The organism is Mycobacterium ahvazicum, assembly GCF_900176255.2.
Taxonomy (GTDB): domain Bacteria; phylum Actinomycetota; class Actinomycetes; order Mycobacteriales; family Mycobacteriaceae; genus Mycobacterium; species Mycobacterium ahvazicum.
The window spans coordinates 83,211-107,475 of the sequence record NZ_FXEG02000006.1; the positions used below are offsets into that span (position 1 = coordinate 83,211).

22 protein-coding genes and 2 pseudogenes are annotated in these 24,265 nt (G+C 66.2%); 16 read left to right on the forward strand and 8 right to left on the reverse strand.

The window, feature by feature from the left end:
• Positions 1-84 precede the first annotated feature (84 nt).
• A complete protein-coding gene (locus MAAFP003_RS27490) occupies positions 85-501 on the reverse strand; it encodes a WhiB family transcriptional regulator (protein ID WP_096290728.1) in 417 nt (138 codons plus the stop codon).
• Positions 502-647: 146 nt separating this feature from the next.
• Between MAAFP003_RS27490 and MAAFP003_RS27495 the strand changes: the two genes are divergently transcribed.
• From MAAFP003_RS27495 to MAAFP003_RS27520, 6 genes are all read left to right on the forward strand, one after another.
• Positions 648-1,436, forward strand: a complete 789-nt coding sequence (locus MAAFP003_RS27495) for a helix-turn-helix domain-containing protein (protein ID WP_096290729.1) — start codon at positions 648-650, stop codon at positions 1,434-1,436.
• Positions 1,433-2,239, forward strand: a complete 807-nt coding sequence (locus MAAFP003_RS27500) for a C40 family peptidase (protein WP_096290730.1) — start codon at positions 1,433-1,435, stop codon at positions 2,237-2,239. Before MAAFP003_RS27495 ends, MAAFP003_RS27500 begins: the two co-directional genes overlap by 4 nt.
• Positions 2,240-2,254: 15 nt before the next feature.
• The gene (locus MAAFP003_RS27505) at positions 2,255-2,617 is read left to right on the forward strand and encodes a DUF4226 domain-containing protein (protein ID WP_096290731.1); all 363 of its coding nucleotides are present in this window, start codon (positions 2,255-2,257) and stop codon (positions 2,615-2,617) included.
• A gap of 127 nt (positions 2,618-2,744) precedes the next feature.
• Positions 2,745-4,139 (forward strand): DUF4226 domain-containing protein, encoded by a 1,395-nt coding sequence (locus MAAFP003_RS27510; protein WP_096290732.1) that lies wholly within the window; start codon positions 2,745-2,747, stop codon positions 4,137-4,139.
• Between the two features lie 45 nt (positions 4,140-4,184).
• Positions 4,185-4,502, forward strand: coding sequence for an ESX-1 secretion-associated protein (locus MAAFP003_RS27515; RefSeq protein WP_096290733.1), 318 nt, complete (start codon positions 4,185-4,187; stop codon positions 4,500-4,502).
• Positions 4,499-4,810: a DUF2694 family protein gene (locus MAAFP003_RS27520; RefSeq protein WP_096290734.1), complete on the forward strand. Its 312-nt coding sequence runs from the start codon at positions 4,499-4,501 to the stop codon at positions 4,808-4,810. Before MAAFP003_RS27515 ends, MAAFP003_RS27520 begins: the two co-directional genes overlap by 4 nt.
• Before the next feature lie 10 nt (positions 4,811-4,820).
• Here MAAFP003_RS27520 and MAAFP003_RS29325 read toward each other — a convergent pair whose 3' ends face one another.
• The gene (locus MAAFP003_RS29325; RefSeq protein WP_165796518.1) at positions 4,821-4,964 is read right to left on the reverse strand and encodes a hypothetical protein; all 144 of its coding nucleotides are present in this window, start codon (positions 4,962-4,964) and stop codon (positions 4,821-4,823) included.
• A gap of 82 nt (positions 4,965-5,046) precedes the next feature.
• Here MAAFP003_RS29325 and MAAFP003_RS30045 point away from each other — a divergent pair.
• From MAAFP003_RS30045 to MAAFP003_RS27555, 8 genes and pseudogenes are all read left to right on the forward strand, one after another.
• Positions 5,047-5,380 (forward strand): annotated as a pseudogene (locus tag MAAFP003_RS30045) (hypothetical protein); the annotation flags it as partial.
• A gap of 11 nt (positions 5,381-5,391) precedes the next feature.
• Positions 5,392-6,759, forward strand: coding sequence for a DUF5631 domain-containing protein (locus MAAFP003_RS27525; RefSeq protein WP_341477121.1), 1,368 nt, complete (start codon positions 5,392-5,394; stop codon positions 6,757-6,759).
• 143 nt (positions 6,760-6,902) lie between these two features.
• A complete protein-coding gene (locus MAAFP003_RS27530) occupies positions 6,903-7,199 on the forward strand; it encodes a hypothetical protein (RefSeq protein WP_133160896.1) in 297 nt (98 codons plus the stop codon).
• A gap of 194 nt (positions 7,200-7,393) precedes the next feature.
• A complete protein-coding gene (locus MAAFP003_RS27535; RefSeq protein WP_096290737.1) occupies positions 7,394-7,723 on the forward strand; it encodes a DUF2710 family protein in 330 nt (109 codons plus the stop codon).
• Positions 7,724-7,774: 51 nt separating this feature from the next.
• Positions 7,775-9,271 carry a type VII secretion protein EccB gene (gene eccB, locus MAAFP003_RS27540; protein WP_096291458.1) on the forward strand — a complete coding sequence of 499 codons (1,497 nt, stop codon included), beginning with the start codon at positions 7,775-7,777 and terminating at the stop codon, positions 9,269-9,271.
• A gap of 6 nt (positions 9,272-9,277) precedes the next feature.
• The gene (gene eccCa / locus MAAFP003_RS27545; protein WP_096290738.1) at positions 9,278-13,357 is read left to right on the forward strand and encodes a type VII secretion protein EccCa; all 4,080 of its coding nucleotides are present in this window, start codon (positions 9,278-9,280) and stop codon (positions 13,355-13,357) included.
• Positions 13,358-13,541: 184 nt separating this feature from the next.
• Positions 13,542-13,847, forward strand: coding sequence for a PE family protein (locus MAAFP003_RS27550; protein ID WP_243394241.1), 306 nt, complete (start codon positions 13,542-13,544; stop codon positions 13,845-13,847).
• A 9-nt stretch (positions 13,848-13,856) separates the two neighbouring features.
• Positions 13,857-15,065, forward strand: a complete 1,209-nt coding sequence (locus MAAFP003_RS27555; protein ID WP_096290739.1) for a PPE domain-containing protein — start codon at positions 13,857-13,859, stop codon at positions 15,063-15,065.
• 298 nt (positions 15,066-15,363) lie between these two features.
• Here MAAFP003_RS27555 and mbp1 read toward each other — a convergent pair whose 3' ends face one another.
• From mbp1 to MAAFP003_RS27570, 3 genes are all read right to left on the reverse strand, one after another.
• Complete coding sequence (gene mbp1 / locus MAAFP003_RS27560; protein ID WP_096290740.1) at positions 15,364-15,594, reverse strand: microaggregate-binding protein 1; 231 nt, start codon at positions 15,592-15,594, stop codon at positions 15,364-15,366.
• A gap of 168 nt (positions 15,595-15,762) precedes the next feature.
• Complete coding sequence (locus MAAFP003_RS27565; protein WP_096290741.1) at positions 15,763-16,536, reverse strand: TIGR03084 family metal-binding protein; 774 nt, start codon at positions 16,534-16,536, stop codon at positions 15,763-15,765.
• A gap of 9 nt (positions 16,537-16,545) precedes the next feature.
• Positions 16,546-17,883, reverse strand: coding sequence for an MFS transporter (locus MAAFP003_RS27570; protein ID WP_243394242.1), 1,338 nt, complete (start codon positions 17,881-17,883; stop codon positions 16,546-16,548).
• A 91-nt stretch (positions 17,884-17,974) separates the two neighbouring features.
• Here MAAFP003_RS27570 and MAAFP003_RS27575 point away from each other — a divergent pair, with 91 nt between their 5' ends.
• Positions 17,975-18,580, forward strand: coding sequence for a YqgE/AlgH family protein (locus MAAFP003_RS27575; protein ID WP_423790960.1), 606 nt, complete (start codon positions 17,975-17,977; stop codon positions 18,578-18,580).
• Here MAAFP003_RS27575 and MAAFP003_RS27580 read toward each other — a convergent pair.
• From MAAFP003_RS27580 to MAAFP003_RS27590, 3 genes and pseudogenes are all read right to left on the reverse strand, one after another.
• The gene (locus MAAFP003_RS27580) at positions 18,577-19,581 is read right to left on the reverse strand and encodes a bile acid:sodium symporter family protein (RefSeq protein ID WP_096290742.1); all 1,005 of its coding nucleotides are present in this window, start codon (positions 19,579-19,581) and stop codon (positions 18,577-18,579) included. The genes MAAFP003_RS27575 and MAAFP003_RS27580 overlap by 4 nt on opposite strands.
• 25 nt (positions 19,582-19,606) lie before the next feature.
• The gene (locus tag MAAFP003_RS27585) at positions 19,607-19,948 is read right to left on the reverse strand and encodes a hypothetical protein (protein ID WP_096290743.1); all 342 of its coding nucleotides are present in this window, start codon (positions 19,946-19,948) and stop codon (positions 19,607-19,609) included.
• Positions 19,949-20,016: 68 nt separating this feature from the next.
• Positions 20,017-21,155, reverse strand: a pseudogene (locus MAAFP003_RS27590) (LpqN/LpqT family lipoprotein).
• Positions 21,156-21,342: 187 nt separating this feature from the next.
• Here MAAFP003_RS27590 and leuS point away from each other — a divergent pair.
• Positions 21,343-24,261 (forward strand): leucine--tRNA ligase, encoded by a 2,919-nt coding sequence (gene leuS / locus MAAFP003_RS27595; protein WP_096290744.1) that lies wholly within the window; start codon positions 21,343-21,345, stop codon positions 24,259-24,261.
• Positions 24,262-24,265 lie beyond the last annotated feature (4 nt).

Consider the following 24,265-nt stretch of genomic DNA (forward strand, 5'->3'; position numbering starts at 1 on the left):
TGGGCCTCCGGGTCGACGGTCAGATGTTCCGTCGCGGTCGACTACCCGGTCGACTCGGTGAACAAACGTTCACGGGTGCACCGGTCAGGCTGCTGAACGCGGGCCAACCTGTGCGATCGGCAGGTGAAGGACCACCGCGGGCACCGGGATGGTCTCGTGCTCGCTGCGGGCCAGCAACGCCGCGTTCTCGGGCAGCTGGCGGGAGTTGATCTCGCCGGCGGCAATGCGCCGCAAGACGTCGTGGGCTCGAGCCAGCTGGTCGCGCTTGCGGTACTGGCCCCCGGGAAGCTTGACGCCCGCCCATACGCCGTACTCCTCGCGGTGTGCGATGGCGTACTGCGCACACCGCCGCTGCTGTGCCAACGGGCAGCGCCGCAGACATTGGATACGGGCTTCGGTGGCGGATCGCTCGTAGGCGCGCGCCTTGGCCGCGCCGTCACCGCTGTCGTCATCGGGGTAGCCGAACCACAGTTCCGGATCGGTTGCGCAGGGGTGGCCCATGTCAGTCTCCTCGGCTAGGGGTTGAAACGTATACGAAAGCGTATACACATGCCAACTCAGGGCGCAAGAGAAACGTGATAAAAGCGTATATACATAGCGATAGCGCACCGGCTGTGTAATATCCGGCCTATGGCCGGAGCCAGCGGGTGAGCCGTGAATCGGCAGGTGCGGCCATCCGGGCATTGCGTGAGTCGCGTGACTGGTCCCTAGCGGAGCTCGCGGCCGCGACCGGCGTCAGCATCATGGGATTGAGCTATCTGGAGCGCGGCGCCCGTAAGGCCCATAAAAGCACTGTTCAAAAGGTCGAAAACGGTCTGGGTCTGCCACCTGGCACCTATTCGCGGCTGTTGGTGGCCGCCGATCCCGATGCCGAGTTGGCCCGTTTGATCGCCGCGCAGCCCCCCGAAACGACGTCGCCGCCGCGGGCCGGGTCCGTGGTTGTCGACCGCCACAGCGACACCGAAGTGCTGGAAGGATATGCCGAAGCCCAGCTCGATGCGCTCAAATCTGTCATCAATCGGCTGCCGGCGACGACATCAAACGAATATGAGACGTATATTCTCTCTGTGATCGCGCAGTGCGTGAAGGCCGAGATGCTCGCCGCCAGCTCCTGGCGGGTGGCGGTGAACGCCGGTGCGGATTCGACCGACCGGCTGATGGACCATCTTCGAGCGCTCGAGGAAACGCGCAGCGCGCTGCTCAGACGGATGCCGACCAGTTTGAGCGCCCGGTTCGACCAGGCCTGTGCGCAGTCGTCGCTTCCGGACGCGATCATCGCGGCGCTGCTCGGTGTGAGCAGTGACGAGATGTGGGACATCCGCAACCGCGGGGTGATCCCGGCGGGGATACTCCCCCGCGTCCGTGCTTTCGCCGACGCGGTGCGGTCGACGAGCCAGGACAGCGTTGATCAGGCCAACGGCGAGGGGGACCGATGACCGAAAGCGATATCGAGGCGTTGAGCCGGGCCCACCGATTGTTCGCGGGCAGCACCCGACAGCCGCAGCTGGTTGCGCCTTCCGATGTGGTGCCGGCATCGCCAGTGAACACCCTTGTGGGACAAGATAATTACCAAGTTCGGGCCAACCAGGGCCACCAAGTGCTGCTCGCGGCGGCGCGCACCGACGACGCGGCCGCGGGCGTCATCGCCGCCGCCTACCGCGACCGGGCCCAGGCCCGGGAGCTGACCAAGAACGTCCTCGACGAGGCCCGCGCCGATGCCGCCGTCACCCCGATGACGCCGATGGCCCAGCGGGACGCAATGCGTCGTCGAGCCGCACGCCTGCGCGCCCAGCGGGCACACGTGTTGACCGCCCGGCTACGTGCCCGACGGCATTCGGCGGCGTTGCGGGCACTGCGCTACCGAATGCTGCACCACCGCGGACTGCGGCTGCCTTCGCCGAGCAGCCGCGCCGGAATTGCGGTGCGTGCGGCGCTATCTCGACTGGGCCGCCCGTATGTGTGGGGCGCCACCGGCCCCGATCAGTTCGACTGTTCCGGACTGGTGCAGTGGGCGTACGCGCGGGCGGGAATTCATCTGGACCGCACCACGTATCAGCAGATCAACGACGGAATCCCGGTGCCGCGTTCGCAAGTCAGGCCCGGCGATCTCGTCTTCCCGCACACCGGACACGTGCAGATGGCGATCGGCAACAATCTCGTCGTCGAGGCCCCCTATTCGGGTGCCTCGGTTCGGATCAGCCGGTTGGGCGACTACGTGGCGATTCGTCGGCCGATATGAGATTAGGTTGAGCCTATGTCTGAACAGACTGGCCCTTCGCTAGCCGCCATTCAGGCGCGGCAGTCGGCGATGGCGACCCGGCACGACTCGGTCGCCGAGGCAGACCGCGCGCTGGTGGACGTGCTTGCCAGCGCACACGCCGCGATGCGAGAGAGCATCAGGCGTCTGGATGCGATCAGCGACGAGATCGAGCGCGCCGTTCCGCAGCAGCGGAGCCTGGGCATCGACACGCCCATCGGGGCGAGGGAGTTTCAGAAGTTTCTGGTCGCCAAGCAACGTGAGATCGCGGCCGTCGTGGCGGACGCGCGTGAGCTTGATCGGGCGAAAACTGCTGTGCTGGAACGCCTGCGGGGAGAATACGGCGTATCTGCGGGATAGCCCCAGGGCGTTCATACACAGCCGCATCGCGGTGAATTGTCGACAGCTCAGGGTCTCAGTACTGTCACCCGGCATGGAGGGGACGCGACACCGCCCGCGGTGGGCCGCAGCGGCGTCTGGTTAGGCGATGTCGACGTATGACGAACTGCTTGCCACGGTCAGAGTCGTGCGCGACCGCACCGGCGATCCGAACGCGTGGCAGGCGGGGTTGACCCCAGCGGAGTTGACCGCGGTGATCACCCCCACGACACGTCCAGAACAACTCGACACGATTCTGGCCAAGATCCGCCGACAGCATCCGGTCCTGTTCGGCTCCGCTGCGGAACCGCCCGCTGCAGCGCCGCAGCGGACTGAGGGAGCCACTGCCGAAGCCATCGCGGGCGCCGAAGCCGCTCTGGCACATCAGAATTCGGCCAGCTCTCAGCTGGATTTGCAAGTAATTTCGGCCATCATGAATGCCCACCTGAAGACGGTCGAAGGAGCGGAAGCGCTGGGCGCCTTGCAACGCGAGACCGAGGCCGCGGTGCAAACCCGATCGGACTTGGACACTCCGGCGGGCGCGCGCGACTTTCAGCGCTTCCTGATCGGCAAGCTCAGGGACATCCGCGCGGTGGTGCTGACCGCCAGTCTCGACGACACGTCGAAGTCAGCACTGATGGCGGCGTGGACCTCGCTCTACGACGCCTCGAAGAGCGTGCCGAGCGTTGCGGGCGAGACCCGGCCGGCTTCGGTTGCCTTACCGGCACGGGCAACCGACCCTGTCGACGCCGGAGACGATCCGCTACTGGATTCGCTGCTGGCCGACGATCCTGGCCTGTTGACCGGGGATCCGGGGCCAGGGCCGGTCGAGAATGCGCCGGCGCCCACGATGCCGTCGGCGATGCCGGGCATTCCCAATCTCGGATTGGGCTCGGCACCGGGACCAGGTTCGATGGGTGGTTGGGGGACGCCGGGCGGGATGCCGCTGCCCTGGCGTCAGGAGGGCAGCGAATCCGATCCGGCCGCGGCGGGCCTGGACGACGAAAACCCCGACGCGAACCCGGCCGATCACCAATCGGATGAGCGCGATGAACGCACAGGCGACGAGCACGGTGAGGATGTGTCGACCGCCGAATCACCGGCCGCGGGCCCGACGACGGTGACCCTGCCCGACGGTGACACGGTTACGGCGGCCAGCCCGCAGCTAGCGGCGGCCATCGAGGCCGCGGTGGGCGGTGCGTCGATCCCCGATGCATTCCATCAGCAGGGGATCACCATTCCCGCACCCGGAACCGCGGTCGCCAACCCAATTGATCCGGTGCAGGTCGTTGCGGGAGATGTCGGAATTTTCACCGATCGCCATGCGCTGGCCCTCGGCCATACCAAGGCCCTCCTCGATGGCCAGATTCAGCACATCGCCACCGTAAGCGGCCCGAGCTTCCTAGGCTGGGAGCATCCGCCGGCCGCGACGGAGACCGCTCCAGCCAGGACCGACGCACCGACACCGACCCGGCCGGCGGCCACGCCGACCACTGGACAATAGTGAACTCGCCGGACCGGCCGGCGGCGCAGAATCAGGAGAAAGCGGATGGCAGATCGAATCCATGTGGTGCCCGCGCACTTACGTGAAGCGGCTGCGCATCACCGAGAGACCTCCGACTACTTGCGCACCGTGCCGTCGTCGCACGCTGCTATCCAGGAGAGTCTGGATTCGCTCGGGCCGATCTTCGGTGAGCTTCGCGATGCCGGACGGGAACTGCTCGAACTGCGACGCCAGTGCTACGAGCAACAGGCCGACGACCATGCCGAGATGGCACACAATCTGGCCGTGACGGCACGGACCTGGGATCAGCATGAACAAGATGCGGCCGGCGAACTCGGCCGCATCGTCGACGGCGGTCGATGACCGACGCCAATCCCGCGTTCGACACCGTTCACCCGAGTGGGCACATCCTGGTCCGCTCGTGCCGCGGCGGGTACATGCACAGCGTTGCGCTGAGCGAAGAGGCGATGGATACCGACGCAGCGACGTTGGCGCGGGGCATCCTGTTGACCGCGGATGTGTCCTGGCTGAAGGCGTTGCTGGAGGTCCGGCACGAGATCGTGGCGGCCGGGCACACCCCGTCGGCGGAGGTCCCGACCCCGAACGATCTCGACGCCGCGATCGAGAAGCTGTTGGCGCACAAGCTGCGCCGCCGCGACGGCGCCGACTAACCGTCCGCGTTCAGATCAGCCAGGTTTTGGCGGCGTCGGGATCGGGAGCGATATCGGTTGGTGGCTCGATGGGGTTGGCGCCGAACAACTCTCGTGCGCGGCCGAGCAGGGTGCGCACCTCATCGAGTTGTTGCTGCAGCGCAGAATCGACCATGGCCATACGCTACCGAGCCCCTCACACCCGCACAATTCACCTTTGGTAATGAGCGTTCGGCATATGTCGGTAGTCTGACCCGGTGGCGATCTTCGGTCGAAAGACGGCGCGCCAGCGCCTCCGGAGAGCTACCCGGGAATCATTGTCGATGCCGGCCTTCAGCTCTCCTGTCGATTGCACCCCCTGGGTGATCGGTGGGCTTTGGCCTGCCGAACTGTCGACGGCGACGGACGAAACCGCCACTCTCGCAGAGTATCTCGAGAAAGATCTGCAGCGGATCACCGCTAGCGCCAACAAGCAGTTGGGGATGGTCAAGCGGGCGGGACTCACCGATGTGGGCCGGCGGGCGGCAGAAGCCCGCGTTATCGACGAAGCGCGTGCCCGCGCCGTGCGGCGCGTTGAATCGACGATTCGCCAGCTGGAGTTGATGAAGGCGCAGACGCGCGCGCGACTTCAAACCGCGCAGGTCGCGCGACGTTTCAGCACGGCCGACTTGGAAAAGACGCAAGTCATCCCGGCGGTCCCGGCGGCCGAACCCGATGTCGCCGCCCCGGCGACGGCCGAAACCGAGGTCATCCCAGTGGTCCCGGTGAAGCAGCCCGAAATCAGGTCCCGGACGCTCGATCAGACGCAGGTCATACCGGTCATCCCCGCGGAGCCCGAGTTACCTGTTGAGGAGCCGTCGGTCTCCGCCGATCACGATGATGCTTCGGGTGGCCGGCATCGAGCTCCGTCCGAGGAGCCCACGGTGGACGTCGCGGTTCCGCTGCGGCAGGACGTCTCGGCGGCGGCGGTCGACGCGGAATCCGAGACCGCGCGATTGCAGAAGTTGGTGCCGCCGGCGGAACCTGCCGTCAGCGAGCCCGAGCCCGAGCCGGAGCCCGAGGTAGTCAGCGAGCCCGAACGCGAACCCGAGCCGGAGCCGGAGCCGGAGCCGGAGGCTGTCAGCGAGCCGGAGCCCGAACCGGAACCCGAGGCTGTCAGCGAGCCGGAGCCGGAGGCTGTCAGCGAGCCGGAGCCCGAGGTCGTCGGCCAGCCAGAGCCGGAACCCGAGCCAGAGCTCTTGGTCGTCAGCGAACCCGACCCGGAGCCAGAACCGGAGCTGGAGGCAGAGCCCCAGCCCGTGCCAGCACCTGCGGCTCCCGCCGTCGTCGAATCCGACTCGGAACGATTGCACCGGCTGCTCTCCCATGTCGTCCGCCAAGAACCCGGGCTGAATTGGGCAGTCGGCGACCTCGCGGACGGCACCACGCTGCTGGTCACCGACCTCGCGCACGGCTGGATTCCGCCGGGCATCGCGCTGCCGGTGGGCGTGCGGTTGCTCGCACCCGGCCGCCGCCGGGGCAAAGCCGCCGCTCTGCTCGGCGAGGCGACCCGGACCGCGACCTATACCCCCGGCGATCGCGTCGGCCGAGCGACCGACTTCCCGCCGACGGACTCTTCGGTGCAGGCGCGCGAACTGCCGCCCGTCGAAGATCTGGGATGGGAGCTGGGTCGAGTCACGCACTGGCGCGACGGACTTCCCCGGTTGGTGCACACCTTGGCGAAAGCCGCCACCTCGGGAACCGGTGTCGTGGAAGAGGAAGCCGATCTGCTGCGGGTACATCTCGACACCGCCCGCTACCAGCTGCTGAGCCAGTACCCGGACGTCGTGCCCACACTGTTGCTCAACTGTCTGTTGCTGGCTGCCACCGAAAGCAGTGTCGCCGGTGACGTGACCTCGGCGAACTATCACCTGGCATGGTTCCAGAAGCTCGATGAACCCCCGGTCAGCCAGTGGAGCGCCGAGTCCTGAGCCCGCGTCGCCGCTATCGCGCGGATTCGTCAGGGCACGAGCAAGACAGGTAGTCGACTACGCATGCGCTCGACGCCGGTGGCTCCATAGATTTCGATTGACGGCCGGACCCACCGGGCGCAAACCCCTCTCAGGTGATCGAAATGCTAGCCATCCCGAAAACACCGTCGCTGCATCGTGATACCACTGCGCCCACGCAAGCGCGGCACAGCGCTACCCCGGATCCCGTTCTCGTCACCGAACGCCAGCTGATGTTCGCCACGGCCGCTGCCGTCGCCGGCCCGCACCCCCGCACCGCACCGCGTCCCTGGTTCACCACACTCTGGCAACAACTGGTCCGGGGCGTCAGTGTCGAGCATGAGCCGCGCCGCCACTACCCGCCACGGAGGATGAGCTACTTCGAGCAGGCGGCGACGGCCCGAGAGATGGACCGGCTGTGAACGAACTTCTGATGGTCGTCGAAGGTATCGTGCTGATCGTGATCAGCGTCGGAATCCACCACCTCTCCGCCTGGCTGGAGCGCTGGGATTACGAACGCCACTGCGAGGATTGACGGACGCTCCTTCAATCGTGTCCGCCGAGGCACTCGTCAGATTGTGAATTGACGCTGGTTGGAGGGCTCGATGATACTGACATGGTGGCGGGGTCGGGCGGTCGCAGCGAACAGAGCGACCTAAAAGACAGAGATCTCGTCGAAGCGGTTCTGCGTGAGCTGAGCGAGGCAGCCGACAAGTGGGAAGCCCTTGTCGCGCAAGCCGAGACGGTCACCTACAGCGTGGACTTGGGGGATATTCGCGCCGTGACGAACTCCGACGGCAGGTTGGTCGAGTTGTCGCTGCATCCTGGCGTGATGACCGGTTACGGCCACGCAGAATTGGCGGACAGGCTCAACCTCGCGATCGCGGCGATTCGCGAGGAGGCCGAAGCCGAGAATCGGGCCAGGTACGGCGGCGAACTGCATTGATGTCGGTGTCGATGCAGCGGTCCTGCATCGACCGCCTGAAGGAGAATGACCGTGCCACTTAATCTGTCCAACCGGGATCAGAATTCGGGGCACCTGTTCTACAACCGTCGGCTGCGCGCCGCGATCACCCGGTTCTCGGTCCGGATGAAGCACGACGACCGCAAACAGCAAGCGGCCGTGGCCCTGTCGATCGTGCTCGTTCTGATCGGCGTCGGGTGGATGGCGCTGCTGCATGTCATGAAGCCCTCAGGGCTGGTCGGACAGGCGTCGATCATCGGCGACCGCGACACTGGTGCGGTCTACGCGAAGATCAACGGCCGGCTCTACCCCGCGCTCAACTTGACCTCGGCCCGGCTGGCGGTCGGCAGTGCCGGTGCCCCGACGTGGGTCAGAGCCAGCGAGATCGCCAAGTACCCGACGGGCCCGATCATCGGCATTCCGGGGGCGCCCGACAGCTTGCCGATCACGTCGAGCGCTGAATCGGCGTGGTCGGTCTGCGACGCCGCCGCGGCCCGCGGCAGCGGAACCGCGCCAGTGGTGACCGCCATCGCCGGGCAGCTCTCCCCCATCGGCCGGTCGGAGCCGATGCGCCCGAAGCAGGCCATCCTGGCAACGCACAAGGGCGCAACGTATGTGATCTGGCACGGGCAACGATCCCGCATCGATCCGGCGGACCGGTCGGTGACATTCAACCTCGGTCTCGATCCCGGTGTGACATACCCGATCGAAATCTCTAACGCCCTGTTCGACGCGATGCCGTCGACGGAACCCATTGTGCTGCCCGGCATTCCGGGCCGCGGCACGCCGTCGCGATGGCTACCCGGTTCCATTGTGGGCAGGGTCCTGGAAACCCGCGACGCGAGCGGCTCCGTCAACGGCTTCTATGTGCTGTTGCCCGACGGCGTCCAGAAGATCACCAGCTTCGTCGCCGACCTGTTGCGGACCGCGGATTCGGAAGGCTCGACAACACCCACCCTCGTCGCTCCCGACAAGCTGATTCAGATCCCGGTGGTAGACGTGCTCGATGTCGATTACTACCCCTCGGAGAAACTGGAATTCGTTGATACGTCTGCAAACCCGGCAACGTGCGTGGGCTGGGAGAAGCAATCGGGCGACCCGCAGGCCCGGATCACGGTCTTCAGCGGCCGCGGGCTGCCGGTTTCGATCGGCATGGATTCCCGGGTGGTTCGCCTGGTTCGCGACGATCGCGACCCCAATTCTGCCGAGGCACAACAGACGTTGATGTTGCCGGGTGCGGCGAACTTCGTGACGACAACCAGCGGCGTCGCGACGGCCGACAGCCGCGAGAGCCTGTATTGGATTTCACCGCAAGGTGTTCGGTACGGCATCCAATCCGACCACGCCACCTTGCAGGCGTTGGGGCTGGATCCAAAGCTGGCGGTGCAAGCGCCATGGCCGATCGTGCGCACCTTCGCGCCCGGGCCCGCGATCGGTCGTGACGCCGCGCTGGTGGCGCGCGACGCCGTCTCGGGAGGTGGTGCCGTGGCGCCGATTCCCGATCTCAACGAGCTGGCAGGCGGGGGTTAGACAACGATGTCCAAACGAGGTTTCGTCCGCGGTCGCCGCAAGCCCGCGCCGAATGTTCCGCCGGTGCGCATCGCCGTCGCCGCGCCCCTGGCACTGCCGGAGCGCGAGCCCCGCAACATCCTGCTGATGATCGCGGTTCCCGCGTTGCTCGTCGGAATCATCGGCACGCTGGTGGTGATGTACGCATCCGGGATCCGATCCCTGCAGTCGGGCTTCTTCCCGATGATCGGGCTGGTCGGGTTCGGCACGCTGATGTTCAGCGGGCGTTTGGGACGCGGGCGCCGAATCAGTTGGGGCGAACAAGAAAAGCAACGCCGGGCTTACCTGCGTCAGCTCGACGACGACCGCGACGAAGTGCAACGCGCCGCTCAGGATCAGCGACGCAGCCAGCTGTTCGTGCACGGCGATCCGCAGAAGCTTGACACCGTGATCGGCGGGCCGCGGATGTGGGAACGGCGTCCCGCCGACCCGGACTTCCTCGACGTCCGGCTGGGGATCGGGATTCAGCAAGCCAGCGAATCCGCGGTGTCACTGCAGTGGCCCGACGTTCCGATCGGTGAAGAGCTTGAACCTGTAACCGGTGGCGCACTAAGGGATTTCATTCTCGAGCAGAGCAAGATCCGTGGAATCGGCAAGGTGCTGAGCCTGCGGTCCAAACCCGGTTTCAGCTTCGTCGGCGACGATCCGGGCGAATTGCACAGCCTGGCCCGTTCGATCTTGTGCTCGCTGGCCGTCTACCACAGCTCCAGCGATCTCAAAGTCATGGTGGTCACCCGCCACCCCGAATTGTGGTCGTGGCTGGTGTGGCTGCCGCACAACCAGCATGACGAGATGTTCGACGCCTGCGGACTGCGGCGATTGATCTTCACCTCCCCGACCGAACTGGAAGAGGCGCTTGACGCCGAGCTGCACCGCAAGGGCCGCGGACCGTGGACACCACCGGTCGGCATGAGCCCGACATCCATGCCATCGCCGATCGAGTCCAGCCCAGGTCTGGCGCTGGGACCGCACTGGGTGATTGTCGACGACAATGTCGGCACCCCCGAACAGTGGGAGGGTGTAACCGGGCAGAAGGGCATGGCCGGCATCACGGTGTTGCGGCTGGCTACCCGGGCCGGTCTCGGGGTCGGATTCAGCGACGACAGTGAGCGTTTCGCGCTGCGGGAAGGCAGGCTCATCCACCGCGGCACGTTTTACGCCGTGGCGGACATGCTCGCCGAAAGCACCGCCAACCGGTACGCGCGAGCACTCGCCCGCTGGTCCCCGATGAGCGCCGGAGACTTGTCGGAAACCGACAGCCAAGGCGGCGAATTGTTGCGCGCGCTGGGCATCAGCGACCCCCGCGAACTCGACGTCGATCGACTCTGGGGCGAGAGCCGCGGTCGCGGCGACCACAAATGGGCGATGATGCCCGTAGGTGTCAAGCAAGGCGGTGAGCTGCAACAGATTATTCTGCGCGCCAAAGACTTTGGTGGTTTCGGGTTTCACTCGGTCGTCATCGGGACATCCGGTTCCGGCAAGTCGGAATACTTCCTGTCGCTTTGCACCGGTATCGCGTTGACGCACTCCCCCGAGACGTTCATCGTGATTTTCGTCGACATGAAGTTCGAATCCGCGGCCCAGGATCTACAGGGGTTTCCCCACGTCGCGGGTTCGCTGTCCAACCTGGGCAAGGACGACCGTCATCTGGCCGAGCGAATGCGCAAGGCCGTCAACGGTGAGATCGCCCGGCGGTACCGTCTTTTCAACCAGGCCGGGGCCCGCGACGCCAACGAGTACGAAGAAATGCGCCTCGCCGGTCGTGACTTGGAGCCCGTACCGATTCTGCTGGTGATCATCGACGAATATCTCGAATTGTTCATTCATCATCCGGAATGGATCGATCTGGTCATCCACATCGGGCAAGAGGGCCGCGGCTGTAACGTCTTCTTCACCCTCGGCGGTCAGCGGCTGGATCTGTCGTCGCTCAGTAAGGTCAAGAGCAACATCGCTTTTCGGGTGGCCCTTCGTGCGGAGACCGCGGAGGACTCCCGCGATGTGATCGGTAGCGACGCGGCCTTGCATCTGCCGTCCAAGGAGAACGGCTACGCCCTGCTCAAGGTGGGACCACGCGACCTCGAACAGTTCCGGTGCTTCTATGTGTCCGCCCCGTTCGTGGTACCGAAGCGGGCGGTCAACGTGAACAAGACTGTGGCGATGAGCTTTTCGCAGCCGCGGGCGCTCACCTGGGCCTACCAGCCGCTCAGCGAAGCCGACAGCGAAGCGTTGGCCGTCGCGGACGAGCCTGAGGAGCCCGACGAGTTCCTGTTCCACTCCGACGGGTTCCGGAAGAAGAAGCTGGTCGACGTGATCCGCGAGTCGCTGATGTCGCACAGCGCGCGTCCGCCCCACCAAATATGGCTGCCGCCTTTGGAAGTCAGTGAGACGATGGACGTGCTGGTGGCGAGCTGGCGGCGCAAGCCGTGGTACGTCGACTACGGCGACAATCCCGGTCTGGTGTTCCCGGTGGGCGTCGTCGACATCCCCGAAGACCACGCGCAGCGGGTGCACGCGGTCGACGCCGAGATGGACAACATCATGGTGGTGGCGACCGCCCAGCGCGGCAAATCGACCACGCTGATGTCGCTGATCACCTCGGCCGCATTGATGTATCGGCCTGAGCGGGTGACGTTCTTCTGCATCGGGGCTTCGCTGTACCCCGTCGAAGAGTTACCGCACGTGGCGTCGGTCGTCAGCCAAACAGACAAGGAAGGCGTCTCGAGGACCGTCGCGTCGATCGAGGGCTTGATCCTGGCGCGCGAGGCAGCGTTTAAGCAGTATCAGATCGACATCTCCGAATTCCGGGAACGGCGATTCGGCACCGAGCGGGAGGGCGGCACTGATCCCGCCGACAAGTTCGGCGACGTCTTCCTTGTCGTCGACAATTTCAGCGATCTGTACGACAAGGATGCCGCGATGGGAGACCGCGTGGTGTCGATCGCGCGCCAGGGCCTCTCGTACGGGGTCCATGTCGCGACGACCGCCACGGCCTGGCTGGTAGGACAAAAGCAGGCGCTGGTCAACGTGTCGAATGCGCGCATCCAGCTGCGGCTGAGCAACCCGGACGAAACCCAGATGGGCGAGGGCCTCGAGCGCCGAAGGGCCGCGCGCAACACGCTGGATCGACCCGGGTTCGGCGTCACTCGCGAGGGCCACGAGTTGCTGGTCGGCGTACCGGAGATCGTCTCGGCCACCGGTGAACGGGTGCCGACCCGGCAACTCGGTGCGGTCATTGCCGAGGTAACCGGCGTCGGCAGGCTCGAGAAGCTGGCGCGGTTGCCCGAACAAATTCAACTCGCCCAGATCATCGCGGCGTTCGCCGAGACCGATGTGGCAGCCGACCCGTTCAATATTCCCTTCGCCATCGGCGAAAGTGCTTTGCAGCCAACGTATTTACCGACGCGAACGGTGCCCAGCATGCTGGTGCTGGGCCGGCAGTTGTGCGGCAAGACGACAACGCTGGCTGCCTTCGGTCAAGCGGTCATGAGCAGGTTCAGTCCCGAGCAGGCGCAAATCACCATCATCGATCCCAAGACGTCGCTGATCGGCAAAATCCGGGGGCCGCACGTGCGCGCATACGCCTACACCGCCGACGACATCGACACCGTGATCGAGGAGTTGGCGGCGCTGATGCGCGACCGGCTCCCGCCCTCCGGTCTGAGTCAGGAAGAGTTGCTGAGCCGCAGCACGTGGGAGGGTCCGCACCATTTCCTCCTGATCGACGACGAGCAGGAACTGCGCCCACACGGCGCGATCGGCAAGGCGGGCGCCAGCGCTCCGTTATGGGGGCTGATCGAGCGCAGTCGCGAGATAGGCCTGCACGTGATTGCGTCGCGTTTGCCCGGAAACTGGGCCGGGGTCTCGGTGACGAATCCATTCTTGCAGAAGATGACGAGTTCGCGAGCGCCGACCCTATTCATGGACAACGACCCGGCGACGGTAAAGGTGTTCGCCAGGGTCAGTGCCCAGCAACTACCGCCGGGGCGCGGTCTGCTCGTCACCACCGATGGTGCGATCGAAGGTGTGCTGGTAGGAACGCCGGAATAGGCCGAATCCACAAGATCGGCCGGGGGTGCCGAAAAGGTGAATCGACAGCTGCTGAAGACCCCCATAGAATCGGTGCATTCCGCGATATTTCGACGGACACAACTTGCCTGGTGGGGAGCCAGCCAAAAGGGGGTATACCCCTCTGACGGTTGAAACCGGGCATTCGCACATACGGAGGGTCACAATGAGCGGTCTGTTTGACATGGTGCCGGGCGCCGTTGATTTATCGGCGGCCACAGAAGGAGCACTCAGCCAGGAGATGGCGGCTACCACGTCGGCCGGCTCGGCGGCACTGGTTGGTGTGCTGCCGATGGCACCGGACGCCGATTCCATCGAGTTCGCCGCCGCGCTGAACGCGACAGGTGCGGCCTACTTGGCGACCGCAGCCGAGCACGCCGGGCAACGCGCCGCCTTCTCGGGCGCGCAGGGTCTTGCGTCCGCCACGGGTGTCGGCACCGACATAGCCAACGCGGCCGCGAGCGCGATCTAAGCAGCCAGCATGGCCGACCCCAGGTGGACAGGTCCGCCCGAGATCGTCGCTCAGATCTTCGAGGCGGGTAATCCGGCTTCGGTTCTCGCCAATAACGCGGTGTGGGTCACCGAGACCACGAACAACGGTGTCGCGGCAGGTCTTTCCAGCGCCAACGCGGTGGCCACGGCCGCGCACTGGCAGGGTGTGGGCGCGATCGCCTCGATGATCACCTCGACCGGTCTCAACGCCGGCTTGCAAACGCTGATGGGCTGGACCGCGGAGAAGATCGGCGTCACAACGGCCGCGGTCGATGCCTTCATGCTCGCGCGGTCCACGGTCGTCCCGTCCGTCGTGTCGACGACCAACCGGTTCGAGTGGGTCGTCTTGGCCCATACCAACTGGTTCGGGCAGAACACCATGCCGATGGGCGAGCGGGACGCCGAGTACTACGGGCACCACTGGCCGACCAACTCGGCCATTGGCTGGGCGTACTCCAGCACGCTGGCCACGCTCGTCGCGGCGTTGGCCGTTCCACCACCCCTGGCACCGATGGGCGCCTCGCCGGCCGCGCCTGCGGCGGCCGCATCGGCCGTGGCGCAGGCGGCGGCGCAGAGCGGGATGAATGGCGCGATGCAGGCAGGGAGTCAGGCGACGCAGGGTGCGGGCCAGGCGGCGGCTGCGCCCGCCGAGGGCGGGAGCCAGCTCAGTTCAATGATGCAGCAGCCGCTGCAGATGATCTCCGGACTGACCGGCCAGCTGCAAGAGGTCGTCAAGGCCCCGATGGATGCGTTTCAGGGAATGGCCAGCATGCCGCAAGGACTGATGCAGTCGCTGACGGGCGCGTTTTCCTCGGCTGGCGCGGGCAATGCCGGTGCCGCCGGTGCCGCCGCCCAGCCAGCCATGCTGGCCGGAGCGACTAGTCCGCTTGGCGGCGCGGCCGGCGGTGGCGGCGTGGGCGGTGGCGGCGGCTTCCCGGGTGCCGGCCTGACCAGCTACACCCGCCCCACCAGCAGCTTCGAGCCCGAAGCCGGCGGGCGGCCGACCAGCTTGCGCGCCGGAGTGCTGAATGCGTCCGAGCTACGCCCGCCAACCTCTCCGACCAGCAGCGGCATGGGCGGCTCGCCGATGCCGATGTCTCCGGCCGGCATGCTTGGGCACGGCAAGGAAGGCCAAGCCGACAAGGACGTCACCCGAGCGCGTGTCGTCGTAGGCGGCGGACCACCCGACGAGACCTGACGCTCCAACCAAGTAGCGGAATTCCGCGGGCGCGTCGCTGACCCACGTCCGCCGGATCCGGCGCCGGATAACCCGCCCAGTCCGTTCACGATTGAGTGCGAGGCATCACGCGGTCGACAGGTGCCCGGTTTCGGCAAACTCTTAGCCACATTGGCGACTGCGCGGTTGTCCCAGACGCGATTCGACTTCGCGGGAACCCAGCAATCCGCGTTCGACGCCGGCCTGAGGTCAAGGACGACGGGCTTGCTCGAAAGGCCAAGCCGCGCAAGACAACCTGGTCAGATCGGCTCCGAAGTTGTTACTCGGCGGCCTTCTGCCGTGCTTCGGCGGCCTTCTCCGCCGCGTGTGCGGCCTCCGCCTCGGCTTCCTTCTTAGCGGCGTTACGCTGCGCTTCGGCCTTGTCCTGCTGGGCTTGGCCCTCCTCGCGCAGGCCGTCGTTGTCGGTCACGATGCCGGCAACTTCCTTGGCCTTGCCCTTCACGTCTTCCACGACGCCCTTCACGGCTTCTTCTGGTCCGCTGTCGCCCATGGTTCAATCCCTTCGTCATAAAAGCTTTACTGGCTAATACCCTCCGGGCCGGTGGTCAACCTATGCCTCGCGTCACAACCCGAAAACGCGGACCGACGGTCGTCAACGGAGCGCCGCTTCTAGCAGGCCCGCCAGGAGGCCAGCCACGGCCACGAGGGGACCTATCGCTTATCGACCGGGCCCCGGTGGGCCGGCGAATGCCTGCGCGATCTCCAGCCACCGTTGTGCGTCGGGCCCGTGTGCGGTGATGTCGAGAGTGCTCAGCGGCCGGCGCTGCGTGACCAAGAAGCAGAAGTCCTCGGCCGAACCGGAGACACGTTGGGCCGCATCGGCCGGACCCCAGGACCAGACGTCGCCGCCGGGCGCACGCAGCTCGACCAGGAACGGCTCGGCCGGCGGAGCCAGCTCGTTGACCGCGAACGCGTAATCGCGAGTGCGCACCCCCAGATGGGCGATCGAGCGCAGTCGCGCGGTGGGCACGCGCTTGACGCCGAGCGCGTCGGCGACGTCCAGCCCGTGCGCCCAGGTCTCCATCAACCGTGCGGTGGCCATCGACGCCGGGCTCATCGGCGGCCCGAACCACGGCAGTTTCCGGCTCTCGTCGACGGTGAGCAGCGCGTTGTGCAGCCGGCCCCGGGTGGCTCGCCAATCGCTCAGCAGTTCCGCCGGTGGCGTGGTCGCCAGCTCCTCGGCGCCCGCGTCGACAAAGCCGAGGGGATTCTGCATCGCACCGGCCAGCACCTCGGCGAAACCCGCCTCGTCGGTGACCGACAGCAGCGCGACCCGGTCGGTCCACAACAGGTGCGCGATCTGGTGTGCGACGCTCCAGCCCGGCGACGGCGTCGGCTCGGCCCAGCGCGTGTCGGCCAGCGGCGCCACCAGCGCGTCGAGATCGTCGCTTTCGGCACGCAGATCGGCCACCATCGGCCCGGCATCAGCCATCTTGACCTCCTAGCGACTCGTCGCCGGCTGACCGCGCCGGCCGACGACACTGTGTACGACGAGCCCGGCCAGGTAGATCGCCGAACCGAACAGCACGAACGTCGGTGCGTGCCCGTCGGCGGGAATCAACATCGCGGCCACCGTGATCGAGACGATGAACGACACCCAGAACAGCGCATCCTGCACCGCGAACACGTGGCCGCGCAGCGCGTCGTCGACATCCATCTGCATCGCCGAGTCGGCACAAAGCTTGATCATTTGGCCGGTGATGCCGAGGAAGAAGCTGCACGCCACCATGACCGGCAATGTCAGCCCCACGCCGGCCAGTTGGACCAGCGCGGCCACGGCCAGAGCGCCGTTCGCGGCCGCGTAGCGCCCCCAACGCCGCACCGTCGGTGGGGTCAGCACAGTAGCGATGAACGAACCAAGCCCAGACGCGGCGAAGAACACCAGCGCGATCCCCAGCCCGCCGACCGCGGGGTTTTTCGTGTGATGCGCCAGCAGCAGGATCACCAACGAATTGATCCCGACGACCATTCGGTGCGACGCCAATCCGGACAACGCGGCAGCCACCGTCGGCGTAGACGCCACCGTGCGCGCACCGTGCACCCATCCGGTGATCACCGCGTAGATCACCGATCCGTGGATCGCCCGCTTGGTGTCGTCCGGTCCCAGCACCCGTGGGCCAAACCGCAGGGACAGCAGCAACGCCCCGCACACCGGAATCAGCGCCATGAAGATGATGACGGATGCGCCCCGATCGCTGCCGCCGACAAACCATCGCGGTATCAGCATGAAGTTGGCGCCGAAGAAGGCCGCGATGGCGCCGGAGGCGGTAGCGAGCGAGTTCATCGTCACCACCTGCTCGCGCGGCACCACGTGCGGCAGCGACGCCGACAACCCCGAGGCCACGAACCGGGAAAAGCCGTTGAACAACAACGCACCGAGCAGCAGCGGCATCTCGCCGGCACGCACCGCGAGAATCGTGCCGATCACCAGGATCAGGACCATCCGGCACACATTGGCGCCGACCAGCACCCAGCGTCGGTCCCACCGGTCCATCAGCGCCCCGGCGAACGGTCCCAGTAGCGAATAAGGCAAGAACAGCACCGCGAATGCGAACGCGATCGACAGCGGATCGGCCGCCCGGTCCGGATTGAACAGCAGCGCGCCGGCCACCGTCGCCTGGAAAAGCCCATCACCGAACTGGCTCGCCATGCGCACCTGAATCACCCGCCGGAAATCCGGCATGGCGCGCACCGACTGCCAGAGTTCGACGGGTGCACGCGAAGGCATCCGGGTTTGGAACACAGAACCGACTTCCACGATTGGGCTGGACAAAGACATCGCACGCGACGCCGCAGTATTAACAGTACAAATATTTACGCTCGGCGTTTGTTTGTGCCGAGCGATGCTACGGGAGTGCGATGATGGACTGATGCCCCAGCCGGAAGATCCCGAAGACTACATCGCACCCGCTGCCCAGCGGGTGCGTGCGGGTACTTTGCTGCTGGCCAATACCGATCTGCTCGAACCGACATTTCGGCGCAGCGTCATTTACATCGTCGAGCACAACGACGGTGGCACGCTGGGCGTGGTTCTCAACCGGTCCAGCGAAACCGCGGTCTACAACGTGTTGCCGCAGTGGGCCAAACTCGCCGCCAAGCCGAAGACGATGTTCATCGGTGGGCCGGTGAAGCGCGATGCCGCCCTGTGTCTGGCGGCGCTGAGAATCGGGGCGGACCCGCAGGGGGTGCCGGGTTTGCGACATGTCGCGGGACGGATCGTGATGGTCGACCTGGACGCCGAGCCCGATCTGATCGCCCCGCTGATCGAGGGTGTCCGGATCTACGCCGGATACTCGGGCTGGACCATCGGCCAGCTCGAGGGCGAGATCGAGCGCGATGACTGGATTGTGTTGTCCGCGTTGCCATCTGACGTTCTCGTCGGGGCGAAGGAAGACCTGTGGGGCCAGGTGTTGCGTCGGCAGCCGCTGCCCCTGTCGTTGCTGGCCACCCACCCGATCGACGTCAGCCGAAACTAGCGCTCCTCCCCCACCTCCGACGACGCCGACGTTTGGTCGGCCTCCCGCGCAAGCCTGGCGGCGATCACCGCACACACCACCAGCTGGATCTGGTGGAAGATCATCAGCGGCAACATCGTCAGGCCCACGACGTTGCCGGGGAAAAACACCAGCGCCATCGGCAGCCCGGACGCCAGGCTCTTCTTCGAGCCACAGAACAGCAGCACGATCGCATCGGCGCGGTCCAGTCGCGCGATTCGGCCGGTCAGTGTCGTAGCGATCAGCACGATGGCGAGCAATCCCGTCGCGACCAAGGCAACCAGGATCAAGCGCCACACGTCGACACTGAACCAGATGCCCTCGACCACGCCCATCGAGAAAGCCGTGTACACGACCAGCAGGATGGATCCCCGGTCGACGACCTTGAGCACCGCGGCATAGCGGCGAATCAATCCCGCGATCCAGGGCCGTGCCAGCTGGCCGGCGCCAAACGGCAGCAACAGCTGCACGAAGATGTCGCGCATCGAACCGGCGTCCACGTGGACCGCGCCGCTGGTGTTCATCAGCAACACCACCAGCAGCGGGGTCAGTACGATGCCGAGGATGTTCGACAGCGACGCGCTGACAATCGCGGCCGAAACATGGCCCCGCGCAATCGAAGTGAACGCGATCGACGACTGCACGGTCGACGGGACCAGGCACAGGAACAGCAGGCCGTTGTAGAGGTCCATCGTCAGGACCGAGGGCACCAACGCCCGGGCAGCCAGCCCCAGCAGCGGGAACAGCACGAACGTCGTGGCCAGCACCAGCAGGTGTAAACGCCATTGCCGCACGCCGTGCCAGGCCTGCTGGGGGGACAGTCGGGCGCCGTACAGGAAGAACAGCAGCGCGATCGCTGACTCGGCGGCAAGCGACGCCACCTTGGCGGCATCACCGTGGGCGGGGAAGAGCGAGGCGATCGTGACGGTCGCGGCCAGAGCCAGCAGAAACAGATCGAAGATCGACGACAAGCGCCTCAGCATGCCGGACTATCGTCGGGGGATTTCGTCAGTGGCTGGACTGCGTGCAAAAGGTGCACTCGCCGGCGCAACTGGGTGCGGCCGCCTCCTGGCGCAGTGCGAAGCGCGCGCTCTGCCACGAGCCCGCGGCCAGTGTGCCGAGGGCGCCGGCCACGCAGACGATCAGCACCACGAACGCGGTGTGCGCCGAGGCGGCCAGTGCCACCACACCGCCCGCGGTCAGCATCACCGCGGCCGCCAACTGAGTCGGCGCCATGGCGCGCAATGCCAGTTGCGTGCCGTCGACGGCGTGGTTGTGAGACAGCGACCAAGCTCCGAACCCGGCGGAAGCTACCGCCGCACACATGCACACCACCCCAGCGATCAGCATTGCCTCACAATACGAGGCCGGTCACCGATCCGCGCGCCGGGCTCCACACCCCTTGTGTCGGCGCCGAATTAGCGCGAGCCGAGGTTGCTGAAGTTCGGCAGCGGCGGAAGCCCGGGTACGAGGGACAACAGATTGGGCGCGGGCTGCGGGGAGGGCAGCAGGTTGGGCGCGGCCATCTGCGTGGGAAGCCGGGCCGGCGCACCAACGGGAGCTGGGGCGGGTGCGACGGCGGGAGCCTGGACCGGTGTGCGGGAGCGGCGACGGGTGCTTGTGCGGGAGCGGCGGCGGCCGCCTGCGCCGGAAGCGCCACGGGCGCGGCAGTCGGGGCGGCGGGGGCAGGTGCGGCAGACCCGGGCGCGGCCACCCGGAATCCGTTGATGATCGCGTCGGTGGCGGGCGCGTCACCGACCGCGACGGCCCGGTCGGTGGTCACCGACAGCGACACCAGGTACGTGTCGTGGCCCGAGGTGGCGAGCACGTGACGACGCGAGGTGTTCAGCGTCATATCACCCTCGCGGTAGGTGCCTTCGATCACCGACGACGGGAACCCGTCGAAGTCGGCCATCGAAGCGTTCGTCGACTGCCAGGCCAGCAGCTTCTGGCTATCGACATAGCCGTGCGAGATGGCTTCTCGGGGATCGAAGTTTCCGACCAGCTTGTAGACCACTACCTGCGCGTTTGACGTGTACACGCTGCTGCCCTGCCGGTCGGCTATCACCGCGAACGCGTCGGGCACATTGGGGTCGGGCACCTGGGTCCAGCGCGGGGGCACCGGCAGCGTGATGTCGAGCGCCTTGAAGCCCTGCGGCCTCTGCGGCTCGAGCTTGACGCCCTTGGATTGGAAGTAGTCGCGCAGCGTTCCGGACGACGCCGGCGTGATGGCCGGCTGCGCCGGCGCGACCGCGGCGGCGTTAGGCGTCGCGGCCGGAGCCGCGATGCTGTTGGGAGCCATGGGCGCGGAGGCCAGGCTCGGCGGCGCGAACGGGTTCGCCGCCGGCGGGGTCGGGACGAACCGGTTGCTGTTGGCCGTGCCCGGAGCAGGCGCCGGCGGGTAGTACTGGTTCGCCGGCACCGGCACGATAGGACCCGGGGGAACAGGCACCAGAGGATCGGCCGAAGCCGTCGCACCTGAGAACAGGGCGAACCCGATCACACCGGCGGCGAAACCGCCTGCGACTACGCGCCAGGGGGCGGCGATCTGCGTCATCTCTGTCGGTCCTTCCGAATGGCCGGTCTACCGGCATCCGTCGTATAGAGGCCGACTGTAACCAGAGGTCAAAGGCGCTGGACAGGGCCGAAATAGAGCTGGGATGAACCTCTGATCTGTGCGCAACGCAACCTTTATCAACCTGTGGCCGGCGGGCCCGGCAAGTCGGTCCTTATACGCTGTTCACGTGACCCAACCGCCCACTACCTCGTCGCCGAGCATCCCCGCGGGTGCCCAGACGGAGTCCGACGCGCCGCCATTCCGTTACACGGCGGAGCTGGCCGGCAGTATTGAGGGCACCTGGCAGGACAACTGGACGCGGCTCGGGACATTCAATGTGCCCAACCCGGTGGGGTCGTTGGCGCCGACCGACGGCACCCCGGTGCCCGACGACAAATTGTTCGTGCAGGACATGTTTCCCTATCCGTCCGGGGACGGGCTGCACGTCGGACACCCGTTGGGCTACATCGCCACCGACGTATACGCTCGCTATTTCCGGATGATCGGCCGTAATGTCCTGCACGCCTTGGGGTTTGATGCGTTTGGTCTGCCCGCTGAGCAATACGCGGTGCAAACCGGCACCCATCCGCGCACCAGAACCGAGGCCAACATCGTCAACTTCCGCCGGCAGCTGGGCCGGCTGGGCCTCGGGCACGACAGTCGGCGATCCTTTTCGACCACCGACGTCGAGTTCTACAAGTGGACGCAATGGATCTTCTTGCAGATCTACAACGCGTGGTTCGACACCGCGGCCGCAAAGGCCCGTCCGATCGCCGAGCTGATTGCCGAATTCGATTCCGGTGCCCGTCGTCTCGACGACGGCCGGGACTGGACGACATTGTCGGCGGGGGAGCGTGCCGACGTGATCGACGGCTACCGGCTGGTGTACCGGGCCGACTCGATGGTGAACTGGTGTCCCGGCCTGGGCACGGTGCTGGCCAACGAAGAGGTCACCTCCGACGGCCGCAGCGACCGCGGCAACTTCCCGGTGTTCCGGAAACGGTTGCGGCAGTGGATGATGCGGATCACCGCGTACTCCGACCGCCTGCTCGACGACCTGGAAGTGCTGGACTGGCCCGATCAGGTCAAGTCCATGCAGCGCAACTGGATCGGCCGTTCCACCGGCGCGGAGGCATTGTTCTCGGCGACCATACTCAGTGGCGAGCGCAAGGGCTCCGACGTCGACATCGATGTGTTCACCACGCGGCCTGACACCTTGTTCGGCGCAACCTATCTGGTGCTGGCCCCCGAGCACGACCTGGTGGACGAACTCGTCGCCGCCGCCTGGCCGGACGGCGTGGACCCCAGCTGGACATACGGAGCCGCCACGCCGGCGGCAGCCGTCGCGGCTTACCGGCGCGCGATCGGCGCGAAGTCGGACCTCGAGCGCCAGGAGAGCAAGGAGAAGACCGGCGTCTTCCTGGGCAGCTATGCGACCAATCCGGCCAACGGCAAGCCGGTGCCGGTGTTCATTGCCGACTACGTATTGGTGGGCTACGGCACCGGGGCCATCATGGCGGTGCCGGGCCACGATCAACGGGACTGGGATTTTGCCAGCGCATTCCGTCTGCCGATCGTGGAAGTCATTGCCGGTGGCGATATTTCAGAATCGGCGTATGCGGGCGACGGCAAGCTGGTGAATTCCGGCTACCTCGACGGAATGGATGTCGCGGCGGCCAAGGAAGCCATCACCGCCCGGCTGGAGTCCGAGGGTCGCGGCCGGGCGCGAATCGAATTCAAGTTGCGGGACTGGCTTTTCGCGCGACAGCGGTATTGGGGCGAACCGTTCCCCGTCGTGTACGACGACGAGGGACGCCCGCATGCGCTGAACGAGGCCGCGCTGCCGGTGGAGCTGCCCGACATCCCGGACTATTCTCCGGTGCTGTTCGATCCCGACGACGCCGACAGCGAGCCGTCACCGCCGCTGGGAAACGCCACCGACTGGGTGCATGTCGAGCTGGACTTGGGCGACGGCCTCAAGCCTTACAGTCGTGACACCAATGTGATGCCGCAGTGGGCCGGAAGTTCATGGTACGAGTTGCGCTACACCGATCCGCATAACTCGGAACGGTTCTGCGCCAAGGAGAATGAGGCGTATTGGATGGGTCCGCGGCCGGCCGAGCACGGCGCGCAGGACCCCGGCGGTGTCGACTTGTATGTCGGGGGAGCAGAGCACGCGGTGCTGCACCTGCTTTATGCCAGGTTCTGGCATAAAGTTCTTTACGACCTGGGGCACGTCAGTTCGCGAGAGCCATACCGCCGGCTGGTCAATCAGGGTTACATCCAAGCGTTTGCCTACGCGGATTCGCGCGGCTCGTATGTCGCGGCCGACGAGGTGATCGAGCGGGACAACAAGTTCTTCTACCCCGGGGCCGACGGCGAGATCGAGGTTTTTCAGGAATTCGGCAAAATCGGTAAGAGCCTGAAGAATTCGATCTCACCGGACACCATCTGTGACGAGTACGGTGCGGACACCCTGCGGGTCTATGAGATGTCGATGGGCCCGCTGGAGGCGTCCCGTCCGTGGGCGACCAAGGATGTGATCGGCGCGCACCGCTTCTTGCAGCGGGTCTGGCGGTTGGTGGTCGACGAGAACACCGGCGCATCCCGGGTGGCCGACGAACGACAGCAGCTGAACACCGAGACCCTGCGCGCGCTGCATCGCACCATCGAGGGTGTCGCGGAAGACTATGCGGCCCTGCGGAATAACACCGCCGCGGCCAAGCTGATCGAGTACACCAACCACCTCACCAAAGAGCACCGCGACGCGGTGCCCCGCGCTGCGGTCGAACCGCTGGTGTTGATGCTGGCACCTCTGGCGCCGCACCTGGCCGAGGAGTTGTGGTCGCGGCTGGGGCACACCACGTCGCTGGCGCACGGCCCCTTCCCGGAAGCCGATCCGGCTTACCTGGTGGACGACACCGTCGAGTACCCGGTGCAGGTCAACGGCAAGGTGCGCGGACGGGTGGTGGTGGCCGCAAACGCCGATGACGCCACCCTGAAAGCCGCCGCACTGGGCGATGAAAAGGTCCAGGCATTCTTGGCCGGGGCCACCCCCCGCAAGGTGATCGTGGTCGCCGGCCGGCTGGTCAACCTGGTCGTCTGAAGCC

What these genes read in the sequence shown, in the direction of transcription:
- MAAFP003_RS27490 (WP_096290728.1), bottom strand. Translation starts at nt 501, where the DNA reads ATGGGCCACCCCTGCGCAACCGATCCGGAACTGTGGTTCGGCTACCCC.
- MAAFP003_RS27500 (WP_096290730.1), top strand. Translation starts at nt 1,433, where the DNA reads ATGACCGAAAGCGATATCGAGGCGTTGAGCCGGGCCCACCGATTGTTC.
- MAAFP003_RS27505 (WP_096290731.1), top strand. Translation starts at nt 2,255, where the DNA reads ATGTCTGAACAGACTGGCCCTTCGCTAGCCGCCATTCAGGCGCGGCAG.
- MAAFP003_RS27510 (WP_096290732.1), top strand. Translation starts at nt 2,745, where the DNA reads ATGTCGACGTATGACGAACTGCTTGCCACGGTCAGAGTCGTGCGCGAC.
- MAAFP003_RS27515 (WP_096290733.1), top strand. Translation starts at nt 4,185, where the DNA reads ATGGCAGATCGAATCCATGTGGTGCCCGCGCACTTACGTGAAGCGGCT.
- MAAFP003_RS27520 (WP_096290734.1), top strand. Translation starts at nt 4,499, where the DNA reads ATGACCGACGCCAATCCCGCGTTCGACACCGTTCACCCGAGTGGGCAC.
- MAAFP003_RS29325 (WP_165796518.1), bottom strand. Translation starts at nt 4,964, where the DNA reads ATGGTCGATTCTGCGCTGCAGCAACAACTCGATGAGGTGCGCACCCTG.
- MAAFP003_RS27525 (WP_341477121.1), top strand. Translation starts at nt 5,392, where the DNA reads ATGAAGGCGCAGACGCGCGCGCGACTTCAAACCGCGCAGGTCGCGCGA.
- MAAFP003_RS27530 (WP_133160896.1), top strand. Translation starts at nt 6,903, where the DNA reads ATGCTAGCCATCCCGAAAACACCGTCGCTGCATCGTGATACCACTGCG.
- MAAFP003_RS27535 (WP_096290737.1), top strand. Translation starts at nt 7,394, where the DNA reads ATGGTGGCGGGGTCGGGCGGTCGCAGCGAACAGAGCGACCTAAAAGAC.
- eccCa (WP_096290738.1), top strand. Translation starts at nt 9,278, where the DNA reads ATGTCCAAACGAGGTTTCGTCCGCGGTCGCCGCAAGCCCGCGCCGAAT.
- MAAFP003_RS27550 (WP_243394241.1), top strand. Translation starts at nt 13,542, where the DNA reads ATGAGCGGTCTGTTTGACATGGTGCCGGGCGCCGTTGATTTATCGGCG.
- MAAFP003_RS27555 (WP_096290739.1), top strand. Translation starts at nt 13,857, where the DNA reads ATGGCCGACCCCAGGTGGACAGGTCCGCCCGAGATCGTCGCTCAGATC.
- mbp1 (WP_096290740.1), bottom strand. Translation starts at nt 15,594, where the DNA reads ATGGGCGACAGCGGACCAGAAGAAGCCGTGAAGGGCGTCGTGGAAGAC.
- MAAFP003_RS27565 (WP_096290741.1), bottom strand. Translation starts at nt 16,536, where the DNA reads ATGGCTGATGCCGGGCCGATGGTGGCCGATCTGCGTGCCGAAAGCGAC.
- MAAFP003_RS27570 (WP_243394242.1), bottom strand. Translation starts at nt 17,883, where the DNA reads ATGTCTTTGTCCAGCCCAATCGTGGAAGTCGGTTCTGTGTTCCAAACC.
- MAAFP003_RS27575 (WP_423790960.1), top strand. Translation starts at nt 17,975, where the DNA reads ATGCCCCAGCCGGAAGATCCCGAAGACTACATCGCACCCGCTGCCCAG.
- MAAFP003_RS27580 (WP_096290742.1), bottom strand. Translation starts at nt 19,581, where the DNA reads ATGCTGAGGCGCTTGTCGTCGATCTTCGATCTGTTTCTGCTGGCTCTG.
- MAAFP003_RS27585 (WP_096290743.1), bottom strand. Translation starts at nt 19,948, where the DNA reads ATGCTGATCGCTGGGGTGGTGTGCATGTGTGCGGCGGTAGCTTCCGCC.